Annotated in this window: 10 protein-coding genes; 9 read left to right on the top strand and 1 reads right to left on the bottom strand. The window is 53.8% G+C overall.

The genetic code is table 11. The features are described 5' to 3' along the window. Window positions 1-12: 12 nt before the first annotated feature. From STSP2_RS13985 to STSP2_RS14025, 9 genes are all read left to right on the top strand, one after another. On the top strand, window positions 13-825 hold the full coding sequence (locus STSP2_RS13985; RefSeq protein ID WP_146663362.1) for a hypothetical protein: 813 nt from the start codon (window positions 13-15) through the stop codon (window positions 823-825). 74 nt (window positions 826-899) lie between these two features. Then, on the top strand, window positions 900-5,705 hold the full coding sequence (locus STSP2_RS13990) for a tetratricopeptide repeat protein (protein ID WP_146663363.1): 4,806 nt from the start codon (window positions 900-902) through the stop codon (window positions 5,703-5,705). 76 nt (window positions 5,706-5,781) lie between these two features. Further along, window positions 5,782-8,004, top strand: coding sequence for a polysaccharide biosynthesis tyrosine autokinase (locus tag STSP2_RS13995; protein WP_146663364.1), 2,223 nt, complete (start codon window positions 5,782-5,784; stop codon window positions 8,002-8,004). A 39-nt stretch (window positions 8,005-8,043) separates the two neighbouring features. Next, window positions 8,044-8,982 (top strand): SDR family oxidoreductase, encoded by a 939-nt coding sequence (locus tag STSP2_RS14000; protein ID WP_146663365.1) that lies wholly within the window; start codon window positions 8,044-8,046, stop codon window positions 8,980-8,982. 172 nt (window positions 8,983-9,154) lie between these two features. Next, window positions 9,155-9,925 carry an exodeoxyribonuclease III gene (gene xth, locus STSP2_RS14005; RefSeq protein ID WP_205847911.1) on the top strand — a complete coding sequence of 257 codons (771 nt, stop codon included), beginning with the start codon at window positions 9,155-9,157 and terminating at the stop codon, window positions 9,923-9,925. 230 nt (window positions 9,926-10,155) lie between these two features. Continuing rightward, window positions 10,156-10,887 carry an ABC transporter ATP-binding protein gene (locus STSP2_RS14010; RefSeq protein ID WP_146663366.1) on the top strand — a complete coding sequence of 244 codons (732 nt, stop codon included), beginning with the start codon at window positions 10,156-10,158 and terminating at the stop codon, window positions 10,885-10,887. A gap of 16 nt (window positions 10,888-10,903) precedes the next feature. Then, window positions 10,904-11,635: an ABC transporter permease gene (locus STSP2_RS14015; RefSeq protein ID WP_146663367.1), complete on the top strand. Its 732-nt coding sequence runs from the start codon at window positions 10,904-10,906 to the stop codon at window positions 11,633-11,635. Then, window positions 11,635-13,620 carry a GldG family protein gene (locus STSP2_RS14020; protein WP_146663368.1) on the top strand — a complete coding sequence of 662 codons (1,986 nt, stop codon included), beginning with the start codon at window positions 11,635-11,637 and terminating at the stop codon, window positions 13,618-13,620. The genes STSP2_RS14015 and STSP2_RS14020 overlap by 1 nt, the downstream gene beginning before the upstream one ends. A gap of 48 nt (window positions 13,621-13,668) precedes the next feature. Next, a complete protein-coding gene (locus STSP2_RS14025; RefSeq protein WP_169853235.1) occupies window positions 13,669-14,769 on the top strand; it encodes a DUF4340 domain-containing protein in 1,101 nt (366 codons plus the stop codon). A gap of 97 nt (window positions 14,770-14,866) precedes the next feature. Here STSP2_RS14025 and STSP2_RS14030 read toward each other — a convergent pair whose 3' ends face one another. Then, on the bottom strand, window positions 14,867-16,585 hold the full coding sequence (locus tag STSP2_RS14030; RefSeq protein WP_146663370.1) for an ABC transporter ATP-binding protein: 1,719 nt from the start codon (window positions 16,583-16,585) through the stop codon (window positions 14,867-14,869). Between the last annotated feature and the right edge of the window lie 59 nt (window positions 16,586-16,644).

A 16,644-nucleotide genomic window follows, 5' to 3' on the forward strand; every position in this document is an offset into this window, starting at 1 on the left:
TTGCGGACTGAAATGAAAGAGAACCTTAAAGAATATATGAAGCCTGCCTTTCTGGTGTGTGTTGCGATCCTGGCGGTTGCGGCGTTCAGCAAAGAGGCGGTGGTCAAGTATACCGGCGTTAAGCTGAACAAGAAAGCGCTGCCGCTGCAGGCATCTTTCAGTGAGCTGGACAAGTCGGATATGGGACGATACAAGGTCGTGGACAAAAGCGACATTCCGAAGGAGATCGAGGACGAGCTGGGGGCGCAGGACTATATCAAGTGGGTCCTGGAGGATACGGAAGCAGAGGAGTTCAGCCCGACGAGATTCTGTCTGCTGTTCATTACCTATTATACGGGCAACCCGGACCAGGTGCCGCATGTGCCTGAGGAGTGTTATGTCGGCGGGGGCAACAGCAGGAGAGAGAGCAAGGTTGTGACGCTGGATCTGGCGAAGAGTAACGGCGAAGCGGGGTCTATCCCGGCTGAACTGGAAACGAAGCTGCTTATGTTTGCAAGAGAGAGCAAGGACATTTTCCGGACGAGTACCGAGTTTCCGGTGATGTACTTTTTCAAGACGAACGGACAGTATGCCAGCGGCCGCGGGGGTGTAAGAGCGATCATGGGCAGGAACTTTACGTCTGAGTATTCATATTTTTCGAAAGTAGAGTGGAACTTTTACGGCGGTAATGCCGGCAGACTGATATATCCGGATGAGGAACAGACGATCGAGGCAAGTGAGAATTTGATGAAGACACTTTTGCCTTTGTTCGAAAAGAAACACTGGCCCGACTGGGAGAAGGCTAATTCGGAGTCAGATGATGCTGACGAGTTCCAGGGACAGTAGCAGCGCTTCGAGATGGAGCAGCTTTGTGTCTGTCGGCAGCGTAAGTTTTTGATATGTACTAAGGATTTTTTTACATGGCTAAGAAAAAGCTTAATAAGAAGGTAGCAATAATTGGTTCGGTACTGGCGGGATTTCTCGCGGTTGGCGTCATCGTGGTTCTTTTGATGCTGAACAAGGACCCGCAGGTATTCCTGGCGGACGCCAAGGCTATGCAGACCCAGCATCAGACGCTTCTGGAAGGGGTTTCCGATGTCGAGGAACCGAGCGAGGAGAAGGTTGAAGAGGTTAAGACCGCGTTCAACGAGATCACGAGCAATTATAAACGAGCCTTCAGGTATGCCAAGAACAATGAGGAGCTGCGGATAGACATTCTGTTCCGGCTGGCTGAGCATCATCTGATGGATACGCGTTTTCATGAGGCAGACTGGCCCAAGGCGCGAGGTGCGTGGAGTCAGGTTCTGAATATCGATCCCAAGCATATCAAGGCCAGGACCAAGCTGCTGGATTTTTACTATACGGCGTGTGACAGCATGGCTGATCTGGGGGTGAAGGGGAATGAAACGCTTTGGCTCGAAGTAAAATCCAACGCCGATGAACTGGTAGAGATATTTGAAGAGAAAGGCCAGCAGGCTGATCCTTACGTTTTGAAGGCGCAAGGCCGGGCGGCTATGCAGATGGTCAACCTGGGGCTCACGACGGAGTTGGAGAGCACTGCACAGACGGCTATTGACGCTTTGATGAAAGTAGTTGAGAACAACCCTGAAGATGCAGAGGCGTATGTAATGCTCGGCAGAGCGTATGTCGTTGCGGGTCAGATGCGTGATGACCGCGGTGAGATGGACGCCCTGACGGAAGGACGTGAAAAGCAGAAGGAAATTCTCACTCAGGGCGTTGAAACGCTGCCAGAATCGGCAAGCATCAGAGTCGCCCTGCTGGAGACGAAAGTGGACCGCATCAAGGAGCAGGTTCAGAGGCTGGATGATGAGGCCCAGGAACAGGCTCGCGAGAATCTGCGGTCGCTGGAGCCGGAGTTTAAGGAGCTTGCGGAGAGATTTGAGTCGAATCCGGAAGTGTACGCGGCTATGGGAGCTTATTACGGCTCGGACATAAAGCGGATCGGCGATGCTGTCGAGGCTATGCAAAAGGCATGGGAGCTGGATAAGGATAATATCAAGAATGCGATCAGAGCGTCCAGATTCCAGTACTATCAATACAACATCACGGGCGATGAAGGGGCATTCGACCAGGCGATAGATATTGTAAATTACGCATTGAATTCGCCGAAGACGCAGGATATACCAGGTCCAAGGCAGGCGGCTGCTAGGTTTGCAAGACTGAACTTGTACAGTTTCCTGGGGCAGTGTTATGCAACGCGTGCGATGAATACCGCGGAGGAAGCGGACAACAGTGAGTGGATAGCCAAGCTCGAAGAGGCTGTGGGAGATATAAGACAGTTCTTCGGTACCGAGGACAATCCGAATGTTCAGAAGTGGCAGGGTATCATCGAGCTGGTTAACGGCGATGACAGCGAAGCGATCCGGTTGATGTACTCGGCTTATACGAGCATGCAGGCTGCAGACAATACGGACGCGTTTCTTTGCGATGTCCTGGCTGACGTTTTCGAAGGCAGGCGTGAAACAGGTTTGCGTCAGGAATTCATCTCTAACGCCCTTTCGGGCGGAGCGGGTGCCTATAAGCCGGAACTGCTGCTGGATTACGCGGAGATCATGACGGATCTCGGGTCGGCTTCACAGGTTGTTTCGCTGCTAGAAGAATATGAAAAGCTGCACGGGGCAAGTCCTGAGGTTGAACAACTGAGGGCACGTGCTTACATGCGTGCGGGCGATATGGTGAATGCCGAGCAGGCGGTCGAGAAGCTCGGTGACAGTGATGAGGCGATCATGCTCAGGCTGGTGCTCACTGAGAACCGCATAAGGCGGCTTGTCAGCGACATGAAGCTTGCTGAGCTCAGTGAAGATGGCGAGGCTGAGGCACGAAAGGAAGTGATTAACGAAGATCTCAATGAATACAGAAATCAGCGGGTCGATCTTTTCAAGAAGCTGATCGGGCGCAAGGCAGAAGATGTTCCTGTTCCGAAGGCTACGTGTGACGACCTGGTGCGTATCGGTCAGAAGGACCGTGCGGTTGAACTGATGAACACTTATGCTCAGGCCTACCCCGAGAGCAAGGACGCCAAGGTATATCTGAACATCTTGCAGCAGCCGGAACCGCTGGAACTTTCCGGGGAACAGAAGGACAATATCGTCACGGGAGTATTGGGCGGGCTTGATGATGAATTCGAAAGTGAGCTGAATCTTGGAATGTATTTCCAGGAGAGAGGTGAGACGGGTAAAGCACTTGTGCATTTCCAGAAAGCAATATCTCTGGACGATGACAGTGAGGCAGCTATAAGCGGTGCGTTCGATGCGGCGATCGCGGAGGAAGACTTTGATACGGCTGAGGAACTGGCTGTTAAGGCGGGCGATCTGAATCTTGACAAGTGCGACGGCAGTTTCTTTGAGGCTAGGGTCGCAATTGCGAATGAGGATTACGAAGAGGCCCTGAACCTTCTGGACCAGTGCCTTCAGCAGCGTCCCGTATTTACCTATGCACATGTGCTCAAGAGCAAATGTCATATGGAGATGGGAGATTATGAACAGGCAGTGGCAGAGGCCCGCAGAGCGAATCAGATGGTCCTGAGGGACGGCAATGTCGCAAAGCAGCTTGTTTCGGTATTGCGTGCACGCAATGAAGCACTGAGGGGTAATGTTACGACGTCGCAGCAGCGTGAACTCGAGAGTGCGATGCAGAGGGCTGTTGCACTGAATCCTTCGGAATGGCAGCTTCAGGCAATGTATGGTGAGTATCTTCTGGACAAACGCCCTACCGATGCGATAGCTATTCTGCAGAATCTTGCCAATCGGATGCCGAACTCGCAAACACTTGCGATGCTTGGTAATTCGGCGTTAGAAGTTGGAAAGCGAGAATCCGATCCTGGTGCTAAACAGGGTCTTTTCGAAATAGCCCGCAGCGCGTTTGCCAAAGCATACGTTCTCGATCCTGCGGCTCAAAGCGTGCAGGAAGGTTATGCTGAATACCTTCGAGTCACGGGTCAGAAAGAAAAGGCCCAGGAGATGTTCGGCAAAGATGCGGGCACGATGTGGCGGTTCTATGTTCGCGATGCACAGTATGACAAGGCTGAGGAAATACTGCAGAAGCTCTATGCCGAGGACAGCAAGAACATTGACGTGCTCAAGGGGCTTATGACCGTTGCTCGCAGCACGAATGATGCGGAAGCACTGAAGCGTTATTCGAATGAGCTGCTGGCGGTCGATGACAGCGTTGACAACAGGCTTCTTCAGGTACAGCTTTATCTGGAGCTCGACCTTATAAAAGAAGCGAACGAGAAACTTGCAAAGTTCCAGGAAGAGAACCCGGATGAGCCAAGAGCGAAGCTGCTGGAGGCCTGGGCGTCTATGTCACGCGGTGAGCTTGACAAGGCACTGGAGCTGGTCAATGTGACGATAGAGCAGGATCCGGAAAGCGCGATCGCTTATCGTCTGCGTGGTCAGATCTACGGGCTTATGGGCCGACTGGATGAAGCGATAGACGATCTGCAGGAGAGCAAGAGCCTGGATCCGAGTCCGACTGTTCAGATGGAGCTGGCACGTATTTACAAGCGTGCGGGCAGGACAGCGGAAGCGATCGGTGAGCTGGTAGGGGCGATCGATGATGACCGTGCACCGATGAGCATCAGGATCATGCTGGAGCAGATGTACGTCGAATCGGGAACCAAGAGCGAGCTTGAGAGCTTTTATCGGGATACGATCGCGAAGTACAACGAGAATGCATACTGGCACTTCAAGTATGGAGCACATTCTCTGCGTGAGCGTGATTACAGCCTGGCTGAGAATCTGTTCCTCAAGTCGCTTGAGCTTAGCAATACTGATCAGGCGAAGCTTTCGGCACTTGACGGGTATCTTACGGCACTGAGGCTCGGTAAGAACTACGATGAGCTTTACAAGTTCGCGGCTGATTATACCGACGGTCAGTTCGCACCGGTTGCGTATGCCCAGATCGCAACGGCGAAGGATCAGCAGGATGACCGTGCGGCTGCGGTTGAGAATTTCAACAAGGCGCTTAATGCGGCCGGGACCAACGAGCAGTATGTGCTGAAGATACTGGACAATATGTTCAAGGTACTGGGCGCCAACGATGTAATTCAGTGGTGTGAGGGAACTCTTGCGGAAAATCCCGATTCGCTGACTGCAAATCTGACGATGTTCAAGATAAACCAGGCGACTGGTAAGTTCGGTGAAGGGTTGAAGTATATCAGCAAATGTATGGAGCTGGCCAGCGAAAACAAGAATCAATGGCTGGAATTCGCGGCAATGAAGGCACAGTTGCTGCTGATGGCTTACATGAGCAACCCGAGTGATGATTATCTGCAGATGGCGATAGATCAGCATGAGGCGATACTGGAGAAGCAGCCGAATAATTCGAACGTAAGGAATAATCTGGCGTATCTGCTTGCTAAGAGCGGTGAAAATATCGACAAGGCTCTTGAATATGCCAAGAGAGCCCATGAGACGGCACCTAACGATCATAACAAGATGGATACGTACGGTTATGTGCTGTGCAAAGCAGGCGAATATGAGAAGGCGAAAGAGACCATGATCATGGCGATCCAGATCGCTGAGAAAGACGGCGGTTCTGTCGACTGGGGCTATTACGAGCATCTCGGAATGGCGCAGGAAGGCCTTGGTGAGGATCAGGCAGCGGCAGAGTCGTATCAGACGGCGATCGATCTGGCGAAAGAGCAGATATCGGATCAGGACAAGGAGCGGCTGCAGGCTGCTGTCGAAAGATCGAGCAGCTAGAGTCGCAAGATATATGGAGCAAGTTTCGGCGATTGGGCCGAGTATATAAACCTGGTAACAATAGGAGATAGTTGAAATGTCGAACATACAACGTACGTCGAATCCGTTGGGCAATCCGATGCCCCCGATGCCGCCGAGAGGCCCGATGCCTGCTCCCGGTATGGATAACAGTATGACCGCGAAGGAAGTTACGGCGATCCTGCGCAGGCATATCTGGCTCATTATCGCATTTACGATCGCGGGCGTGATCATCGGCGGAGCGTCGTGGTATCTGCTTCTGCGGTATGCGCCTAAGTATACTTCACGGTCGGCGATCAAGGTCGAACCACCAGCAGATGTTGACCCGACGAGTCTTACCAGTCCCATCCCTAACAAGGATATCTATTACCAGTTCCGTTCGGAAAAAGCCGCCTACATGAAACAGCAGAATATGCTGAGGGACCTGTTGAAACGGGATGACGTGAGACAGACAGGCTGGTATAAGAGTTTTGACAGTCCCAATGACCGGCTAGAAGCTTTGGAAGATGATTTGAGGGCTTCTCCTGAACGGGACGGCACATGGGTACGTTTATCGATGACAGCAGGAAACAAGGCAGATGCTAAGTCCATACTTAACGAGGCTATTTCTCTGTTCCTTCAGAAACAAAGAGATGCTGCCTCGGAAGACACGACAAGGCGACGTGGAGAAATGAAGGATCAAAGAGATGAGATCAAGGAGGAAATCCAGAACCTTGACGATCAGTTGGCCGCACAGCGGAGAGGCACGAGTTATAATCTTGCTGAGACGAACTTCAGGACGTTCCTCGATGACAAGCTGGAGGAAATCCAGACGCGCAGAGACGAACTGGAAACAAGGCGCAGTGAACTGGAGAGTCAGATAGAGATACTGAAACGCCGGGCAGAAGGCGAGTATGACCAGGTTGTGAGAGAGAGGATAGAACAGGATCCCACGGCCGCGACGATGCGGAACAGGATCGCTGTGCTGGAGACTCAGCTTGCAGGTCTGGAAGCACGGTTTGGTGACGACCACAGACGTGTCAAGGAAGCCCGGGACGCGCTTAAGAGAGCCAGGGATGATCTTGCCCAGAGGCAGGCTGAGATCGGTAACATCGTAAGGTATGCCGACCTTCAGAACGCTCAGGATCGGCTCACAACTATGGCGGTTGAACTGGAAACTACCGAGCGACAGGTTGACGATGCTGTTGCTGAGTACAAGGAACTGGCTGACAGACGTGCTAATTATGATCGGGTGCTGACCGACCGTGAAGAAGCACAGAGACGCCTTGAAGAGATAAATACCGTTATTCAGAAACTGGATGCAAAGCTCAACGACCCGAAGCTCAGCAAGGTCAGTCAGGCATTTGAGGCGACAGAACCAAATGAGGTAAGTTCACCTCAACTGCCGATCTATGTCGGCGGCGGATTCATGCTTGGACTGCTGGCTGGTGTTGGTCTGGCGTTCGCGATAGAGATGCTGAACGATCTGCTGCGTTCGCCGAGCGATGTTGCGAAGCATCTGCGTGTGCCGCTGCTGGGTATGGTCAGTCATGCAGACGAAGAAGACGGTATGGAGGGTGTCAACCTGCATCATGCTGTAAGGCAGGCGCCGTTCTCGATGATGAGTGAGAATTACAGACAGCTCAAGACGAACCTGAGGCTCAGCGAGTCGGGCGGCAGTCATAAGACGCTTATGGTAACAAGCTGTAACGTCGGCTGCGGTAAGACGTCGGTTGCGACGAACCTGGCGTATACGCTGGTCGCGGAAGGTGAGCGAGTTCTGCTGATCGATACGAACTTCCGCAGGCCGAGCATCGCGAAGGAGTTCCCGCAGGTAGCAGAGGGCGACGGTACGCATGCGGACAAGGGCCTGAGCAACTATCTGATGGGCCAGGCTCAGTGGAACGATGTGATCCGTGCGAGCGGTGTAGAGTTCCTCGATATCGTTGACAGCGGACCGCTGCCGAACAATCCAAGCGAGCTGCTGGGCGGCGATAAGATGCGTGAGCTGCTCGATCAGGCGAAGCAGAGCTATGATTATGTGTTAATCGACGGTCCCGCCCTGCTGGTCAGTGATGCGAAGGTTCTGGCATGGCAGGCGGACGGCACGGTTGTCGTATTCAACGCCACTTCGACCCGCAAGGGTGAGGCACAGAGGGCACTTCGCGAACTGCGTAACATCAACGCGGATGTCGCGGGCACGGTGCTGCTTGGCGTGAAAGCAATGAAGGGTGGATACTTCCACGAGATCCAGCGTGCTTATCATCAGTATCAGCAGGTTGGGCTGAACGCTCCGGCATAGCAACCGGGATAAATTTGTTAATCAATCAGGGAATGTGTTATGAGTAGCTATCTGGTGACCGGAGGTGCCGGGTTTATTGGTTCGAATATCTGCCGACGGCTGGTGAATGAAGGCCATTCGGTAAAGGTGATCGATAACCTGCTGACGGGCAAGAAGAGCAATCTGGATGACATCATTGACAAGATCGACTTCATCGAGGGCGACATGGGCGACGTTGAGTTGTCCAAGGCCGCGATGAAGGATGTCGATGTTGTATTCCATCAGGGTGCCCTGCCGTCGGTTCCGAAAAGCGTGGACGATCCGGCTGCGACGCATAAGCATTGTGTGGACGCTACGTTCAATGTGCTGCTGGCTGCGAGGGACAGCGGCGTCAAGCGTGTGGTTTATGCAGCGAGTTCTTCGGCGTATGGTGACAGCGAGAGGCTGCCTAAGGTGGAAGATATGGTTACGAATCCGCTTTCGCCTTACGCGGTCGGCAAGCTGGTCGGCGAGTATTACTGCAAGGTGTTCAGTGAGGTGTTCGGGCTGGAGACGATCGCGTTGCGGTATTTCAACGTGTTCGGGCCTTACCAGGATCCGACGAGCCAGTACGCGGCAGCGATCCCTGCGTTCGTTACGAGCATTTTGAAGGGTACGCCCCCTACCATCTACGGTGACGGTGAGCAGAGCAGAGACTTCACCTACATTGATAACGTTGTCGAAGCGAATATGTGTGCGGCCAATGCCGAGAAGACACAGGGCGAGGTTGTGAATATCGCCTGCGGCGACCGTATCACGGTCAACGAAATCATCAAGATGATCAATTCGATCACGGGCCAGAATGTAGAACCAGAGTACGCCCCACGAAGGGCGGGCGATGTGAAGCATTCGCATGCAGACATCAGCAAGGCTAAGGAAGTGATCGGTTTCGAGCCGGTCTGTGAGTTCCGTGAAGGACTGGATAAGGCGATCGACTGGTACAGGGACAACCTGATGTAGCTTTTGGCGTCCTATTGAAATTGCAAGGCCCGGTGGTTTCGACCGTCGGGCCTTTTTGCTGCGCGTTTGGCGATTATGCGAGCTTGATAACAATGGGCAAAGCAATTAGAATGTGCGGTTAATGGTTTTGTGGTGGTTGGGTTATCAGCTAATCTATTTAGAGGTCATCAAAATGAAGGCAGCTACGTTTAACGCCAATTCTATACGCAGTCGAGCGGGCATAGTACTGGACTGGCTCGAGGCGAACCAGCCGGACGTGCTTTGCATACAGGAGACGAAGGTGCAGGATGATCATTTTCCTGTTAAAGCGTTCGAGGACTGCGGGTACAATTTCGTTTACAAGGGACAGAAGGCGTATAACGGCGTTGCGACGTTTGCTCGGGGCCAGATCGAGGACGTGAAGATCGGGCTGGACGGTGATGAGAGTGAACAGGCGAGGTTTTTGAAGGTGAACCTGGGCGGGGTTTCGATCGTGAATACATACGTGCCGCAGGGACGCGCGCCGGACTCGGAACAGTTTTTGTATAAGCTGGAGTGGTTCGGTCAGTTGCGTGAGTGGTTCGACAAGAATTTCAGTCCCGGCGAGGACGTGCTGTGGATGGGCGATCTTAATGTGGCAATGGACGCGCGCGACGTGCATGATCCGGAGAAGCTTTGGGGCAGCGTTTGTTACTGCCAGGAGGTGCAGGACGCGTTGAAGGACGTGATGGGGTGGGGCTTTACGGACGTTTTCAGGCAGTTCAACGAGGAGGACGGGCTGTATACGTTCTGGGACTATCGTGTGCCGAACGGGTTCAAGAGGAATATCGGCTGGCGGCTGGACTATATTATGGCGTCGAAGTCAATGGCGGGTAGATGCACGGGCTGCTGGGTGGACAAGGAGCCGAGGGCGTTGAAGAAGCCGAGCGACCATACGTTTTTGGTGGCGGAGTTTGATATTTGATGCATAATGTGCTTTTTGAATCCTTCAAAGTGGAGTAGATGATGTTTTTGGTCCATCTGAGGGGTTGAAATCTCAGAAATTTTTTATTATATAACAGGTCTTAGAAGCTGTTTCGAAACAGTTTCTAGCGGCATGGCCTGCGGGGTGCACTTTTCGGGTCTGGCTCGGAGAGGTGCGATCCTTTCGGTAATATGCAGGCTGATCTGTCATTGTTAACAGGAGACCAGAATATGATTGATGTGAAGAATCTGCGAAGAAGTTTTGGTCAGGTTGTGGCTGTGGACGGGATATCGTTTACGGCTGAAAAAGGCGATGTGCTGGGGCTGCTTGGGCCGAACGGTGCGGGCAAGAGCACGGCGATGAAGATGCTGGCGTGTTTTTTGAAGCCCGACAGCGGCACTGCAAGCGTTTGCGGATACGACATCGGCAAGGACCCTATCGAGGTGCGGAAACGGCTGGGGTACCTGGCGGAGAATGTGCCGGCGTACAATGAGATGACGACGGCTGGTTTTTTGAAGTTCGTATGTGACGCCCGTGAGATCAAGGGGTCGGCGAGAAAGTCGGCGATTGATAAGTATGTGCCGATGTGTGCTATCGAGTCGGTGTATCATCAGACGATAGATACGCTGAGTAAGGGTTATCGCAGGCGTGTGGGGCTTGCGGCAGCGCTGATACATGATCCGGAGGTTCTGATACTGGACGAGCCGACGGACGGCCTGGACCCGAACCAGAAGCATGAGGTCAGGGATCTGATCAACCAGATGGCCAAGGAGAAATGCATTCTGGTTTCGACGCATATTCTCGAAGAGGTCGAGGCTGTGTGCAACCGTACGATCATCATAAACAAGGGCAGGGTCGAGGTCGACTCGACGCCCGGCAAACTGGTGGAAGAGTACGGCGGAAGCCTGGACGAAGTGTTCAGGAAGATTACGGTGGGCAAAACCGACAAGGGTGCAGCGTAGATCAAGGAGTAGAAATATGAACGGTTTTCTTTCAGTATTCAAGCGGGAATTCAAGGGGTACTTTGCGACGCCGCTGGCCTATGTTTTCCTGGTGATATTCTTGTTTTTCAGCGGCTATATGACCTTCCGTGACGGGTTTTTCGAGATCCGGCAGGCGGATATGAGCATATTCTTCAGGAACTTGCCTTTGCTGTTCGTATTCATGGTGCCGTCGACGGCGATGAGACTGTGGGCGGAAGAGCGGAAGAGCGGATCGATCGAACTGCTTTTGACGCTGCCTATCACGGTGACGCAGGCGGTGCTTGGCAAGTTCTTCGCGGCGTGGGCGTTTCTGGGGATCGCTCTGGTGCTGACGTTCCCGATGCCGGTGACAGTGGCGTATCTGGGTGATCCTGACGGCGGACTGATCGCAACGGGATACCTTGCAAGCTTTCTGCTTGCGGGCGGATTTCTGTCGATCGGGATGTTCTTCTCGGTCGTGAGCAAGAACCAGGTGATCAGTTTCGTGCTCAGCGTGGTGGCGTGTGCGGTGCTTGTGTTCGCGGGCATGCCAACGACGCTGGATTATCTGTCGAGCTTTCTGCCGGGCGGACTTGTAGCCACGGTGGAGCAGATGAGCTTCCAGGGACATTTCGAGTCGATGCAGCGGGGTGTATTGTCCTTCAAGGACCTATCCTATTTTGCATTGTTGATCGTTGGTTGGATTGTGTGCAGCAGTTACATGCTTGAAGAAAGGAAGGCCAGCTAATGAACAGAACGATACGAGCGACGATAGCAGTCATTTTTGTACTGGTGATAACCTTCAGTGCCATAAGCATCTGTCAGGATATCGGCAGGCGGGCGAAGGCTGACGTGACGGAGCAGGACCTTTATACGCTCAGTGACGGGACGAAGGCGATCCTTGCGAAGATCAATCAGCCGATAACTATGAAGCTGTATTATGCTAAGACAGCGGCGATGAAGGGAACGGACCAGATAAGGTTCTTTAACAACTATTATCAATATGTGCGAGCCCTGCTGGAAGAATACGAGGCTCAGAGCGGGGGTATGGTCGATCTGCAGATCATCGATCCGCGGCCCTATACGGAAGAGGAAGCGGCGGCGATGCGGGCCGGTCTCAAGCAGTACTCTATTACCGAGGAAGAGAAGTTTTTCTTCGGGCTGGTGCTGCAGACTCAGTTCGGCGTGCAGAAGACGATCCCGTTCTTTACGCCCGATCGGCAGAGTTTTGTGGAGTATGACATCAGTGAGCTGATCGATTCCGCGATCACTCGCGAGAAGACGCGGGTGGGCGTTATCAGTTCACTGGAGGTCGTGGGCGATGATACGACGCCTTATATGCGGCGGATGATGCAGCTTCAGGGCCAGCAGCCAAAGGAAGCATGGGGCATCGTGCAGCAGCTCAAGGAGCAGTACGAGATCGAGGCGATCGGATCCGATGTCGAGAAGATCGAGGACGTGGACATGCTGCTGGTGATCCATCCGAAGGACCTGAGCGAGCAGACGAAATTCGCGATCGATCAGTTCGTGCTCAACGGCGGACGGGCCGCTGTATTCGTTGATCCGTACTGTGTTGCGGAGAAGGCGAATCAGAGCCAGCAGGCGAGGATGATGCGGCAGCAGATCGACGTGAGCTCGAACCTGAGCGAGCTGATGGAAGCCTGGGGCGTCGAGATGCCTGCGAATACGTTTGCGGGTGATAGGGCGCTTGCGATGCAGCAGCAGATGGGTCAGCAACGCAGGCCGGTGAAGATGATCGGTTTGCTGAGACTGACCGAGCCTTGCTTCCCGGATGATAGTATTATCTCGGGCAATCTCAACGAGCTGCGGGTCGGTTACAGCGGTGTGCTGAATAAGCTCGAAAGCGAGCAGTACCAGGATTACAAGTATACCCCCCTGCTGCAGACGACGGATATTGGTAACAGCTTCGATGTGAGCAATCCGATGGAGCTGGAGATGGATCCGTCGCGGCTGATGCAGAGGTTCTTTGACGGCGACGAGCCCGTGGTTATGGGCTATCAGATCACGGGCAAGTTCAAGAGTGCGTTCCCGGACGGCGTGAAGATAGAAGTCGAGGCCGAGGGCGACGGTGAAGCTGAGGACGGTGAGACGGCTGAGCCTGAGACCAGGAAACTGACCGGTATCGCCCAGGCTGAGAAGGAGTGCATGGTCGCTGTTTACGCGGATGTGGACATAGCAGCAGACTGGCTGGCGTATCAGCAGTCGTTTTTCGGTATGACGGCGGCGGGCGACAATGCGGCACTGGTCTCGAATACCGTGGATGCAATGAGCGGTTCGACCGAGCTGATCGATGTGCGGACAAGGGGTACGTTCAAACGGCCCTTTACCGTCGTTGAAGAGATCGAGCAGGCGGCTGAGGCTGAGACCGCGGAGCAGATCGATAAGCTCAACGCCGAAAAACAGCGGCTGCAGGCTGAGCTGAACGAGATCGTTCGTAACGCGGGCGGCGGTGAACAGCAGGCGGATATCATCGGCAGCTCGATACTGGATAAGCAGCGCGAACTCGAGCTCAAGCTGCGGGAGACCGAGCGTGAGATCCGGAACGTTCGCATGCAGAGACGTGAACGTATCGAAGCGCTGAAGGCTAAACTGCGTAACTTCAATATGCTGATGGCGCCGGCGTTTATTCTGCTGATCGCGGTCGGGCTGGGCGTGTATCGCACGGTTCGTAAGCGACACTATGTGAGCAGTATGTCTGAGCGTGCGGCTTAATGATTTCGGACTACAGCTTGATCTGGCTTTATAAAACAGGAGATGGAAATGAATAACAGGAAATTAGCTATATTGGGACTGCTGGCGGTTGTGATTGTGGTGCTGGCGGTCGCTGTTGACAAGGTGACGCATCGCGGGCCGCAAGGCAGCGGCACAGGTGGATACCTGATCGAAGGCATGGACCCGGCTAAGATCGCCAGGATCGAGATTTCGGGCGGTGAGTCGGACGTCGTGCTTGTGCGCGGCAACGGCGGGTTCGTTGTCGAGACCAAAGGCGGCTATCCGGCCAAGACCAGCGAGGTGAACAATTTGCTAACCAGGAGCATGGATATCGCACTGGCGGAGAAGATCACTTCGGACGAGAAAAACTATGCCGATCTGGGCGTGAGCGAAGAGGAAGCGTCGACGATCGTGAAGTTTATAACCGAGGACGGCTCGCTGCTGACTGGTATCGTGATCGGCGAGGCAGTCGAAGGCGGCGAGGGCAAATATGTCCGGCTGCTCAACGGTGAGGACGTGTTTGTGTCGCTCGGTTCGCCGTGGATAAACAAGAACGCTATAGGGTACGTCGAGCAAACGCTGGTCTCGGCTGAGAAGGATAACATCGAATCTGTGGCAGTGAACGCGGGCGACGAGAGCTACAGGATCGTTCGAAAGGACAACAACGAGATCGGCCTGAGCACCGTACCCGAGGGCAAGGAAGTCAAAGAGGACGAGCTGGACAAGGTGTTCAACGCCGCGACGAGCATCCGGTTTGATGACGTATTGCGCGAGGTCGAAGGCGTGAGTTTCAACGACAAATTCGTCGTGAGAATGGAAGATTCGACGGTGTACCGGTTCGACATCGGGCGCAAGGACGATGCAGTCTATGGGAAGGTGACGGCTGAGTTTACGGATACCGAGCCTGTGACTATGACCAAGGGTGTGCAGGTTGACGAAGAAGAACTCAAGCAGAAGGAAGCGAAACTGGTCGCGCGGGATAAGGCTCAGGCGTTCGCAGCGAAGAACGAAGACTGGATTTTTGAGATACCTTCGTATAAGGCGGATAATATGACGAAGCCCTTGAGTGATCTGCTTGAAGATAAGGCAGTCGAAGAAGAATCGGGTGACGAAGCGGATCAGCCCGCGGAGGCCGAGGCTGCTGCGTAAGGGTTAGCGTGCAAATGAGAAAGACGCCCTGCCGGGTTGGTGGCGGGCGTCTTTTTTATGCGCTAAGTGCGGTGAAAATACTGATCGGAGCCGCTGATTAGAAAACGTTCATTGTATAGAGCGTGTGATAGTACTTGCGGTTGTCGAGCAGTTCGTTGTGTGTGCCGTGCTCGACGATCTCGCCTTCGCGGACGACGTAGATGTAATTTGCGTTGCGGACGGTCGAGAGGCGGTGTGCGATCACGATGGTCGTACGGTCCTTGCGGAGCAGGTCGAGTGATTTCTGCACGAGTGCCTCTGACTCGGTGTCGAGCGAGCTTGTGGCTTCGTCGAAGATGAAGATCGGCGGGTTCTTGAGGAACGTGCGTGCTATGGATATACGCTGTTTCTGACCGCCGGAAAGTTTTACGCCGCGTTCGCCGCAGAGGGTCTCGAAGCCGTCCGGCAGGGACCGGATGTAGTCGAGTATGTTGGCTTTTTTGGCTGCGTCGATGAGGTCCTCTTCGGTGGCGTCGGGTCGGCCGTACATGATGTTTTCGCGGATGGTGGTGTCGAACAGGAATACGTTCTGCTGGACGATACCGATGTTTTCACGGAGGAACTTCTGCTTTAGGTCCGAGACGCTGTGGCCGTCGATGGTGATGCGGCCCTTGGTCGCTTCGTAGAATCGCGGGATGAGCGAGACGATGGTGGATTTGCCCGCGCCGGATTCGCCGACGATCGCGACGGTGGAGCCTGGCTTGATGTCGAGGTCGACGTTTTTGAGGATCCAGTCGTCACTGCCATTGTATTTGAAGGAGACGTCGCTGAATTCGATGTGGCCCGTAACGGGCGAGAAATCGTGAGCGTCCTTATTGTCAACGATGTCCGGTTCGACGTCCATTATTTCGGTGTATCGTTCGAAGCATGCGACGCCGCGCTGGAGCTGTTCGGAGAAGTTGACCAGCCGGCGGATGGGGTTGAGTATGAAGTAGATGTAGAGCACGAACGCGAGCAGGTCCGCGTGGGTGATGCTGCTGCCGGTGTAGATGAGCCATGCACCGCCTGCGATGACGACGAAGAAATAGCCCTCGATGAGGAAGTTCATGCCGCAGAAAAAGCGGGCCATGGTGCCGTAGATGTCTTCCTTTGCCTGGCGGAAGCTGCAGTTTACGACGTCGAACTTGCAGATCTCTTCTTCTTCGTTGGCGAAGGATTTCACTTCGCGTATGCCCTGGACAGAATTCTCAACGGAGGAGTTGATGTCGGCGATCTTTTTGCGGACCTGGCGGAAGCCCTTACGCATTTTGCCGCCGTAGAGGATGCCCCATGCGATGAGGAAAGGCATGGGGATCATCGCGATCCATGCGAGCTGGGCGTTGAAGCTGAACATTGCGATGAACGCGCCGATGATCAGTGCGAGCGAGATGAGGATGTCCTCGGGCGCGTGGTGGGCGATCTCGGCGATCATGTTCAGGTCGTTGGATATGCGGCTCATGATGTGGCCGGTCTTGGTGTTGTCGAAGTAATTGAAGCTGAGCTTCTGCAGGTGCGTGAACAGCTTTTCCCGCATGTCGAACTCCATGCGAACGCCGAGGATGTGGCCCCACTTTACGCGGATATAGGCGAAAACGGCGGCTGCGATGATCAGGCCGAGCATGATGGCCATGCTGGTGAGCAGCAGTCCGGTATCGCCCTTGGGTATGTCGGTTTCCAGTATCTTGCGGGTCATGGCTGGGATGAAGACGGTGACCACGGCGGAAGCGACCGCTGCTGTCATCGTGAAGATGAACAGCGGAAGATGCGGCTTATAGTATTTTGCAAATCTTTTTATCATTTTATACAGTTCTACCCGGGTTTAGCGTTTATGAAAAGGTAAATAAAAAGGCGTGAGCC

This window comes from Anaerohalosphaera lusitana (assembly GCF_002007645.1).
Classification (GTDB): domain Bacteria; phylum Planctomycetota; class Phycisphaerae; order Sedimentisphaerales; family Anaerohalosphaeraceae; genus Anaerohalosphaera; species Anaerohalosphaera lusitana.

Bases quoted from the DNA above. Each gene is read 5' to 3' on its own strand.
- STSP2_RS13985 (WP_146663362.1), top strand. From the start codon at position 13: ATGAAAGAGAACCTTAAAGAATATATGAAGCCTGCCTTTCTGGTGTGT.
- STSP2_RS13990 (WP_146663363.1), top strand. From the start codon at position 900: ATGGCTAAGAAAAAGCTTAATAAGAAGGTAGCAATAATTGGTTCGGTA.
- STSP2_RS13995 (WP_146663364.1), top strand. From the start codon at position 5,782: ATGTCGAACATACAACGTACGTCGAATCCGTTGGGCAATCCGATGCCC.
- STSP2_RS14000 (WP_146663365.1), top strand. From the start codon at position 8,044: ATGAGTAGCTATCTGGTGACCGGAGGTGCCGGGTTTATTGGTTCGAAT.
- xth (WP_205847911.1), top strand. From the start codon at position 9,155: ATGAAGGCAGCTACGTTTAACGCCAATTCTATACGCAGTCGAGCGGGC.
- STSP2_RS14010 (WP_146663366.1), top strand. From the start codon at position 10,156: ATGATTGATGTGAAGAATCTGCGAAGAAGTTTTGGTCAGGTTGTGGCT.
- STSP2_RS14015 (WP_146663367.1), top strand. From the start codon at position 10,904: ATGAACGGTTTTCTTTCAGTATTCAAGCGGGAATTCAAGGGGTACTTT.
- STSP2_RS14020 (WP_146663368.1), top strand. From the start codon at position 11,635: ATGAACAGAACGATACGAGCGACGATAGCAGTCATTTTTGTACTGGTG.
- STSP2_RS14025 (WP_169853235.1), top strand. From the start codon at position 13,669: ATGAATAACAGGAAATTAGCTATATTGGGACTGCTGGCGGTTGTGATT.
- STSP2_RS14030 (WP_146663370.1), bottom strand. From the start codon at position 16,585: ATGATAAAAAGATTTGCAAAATACTATAAGCCGCATCTTCCGCTGTTC.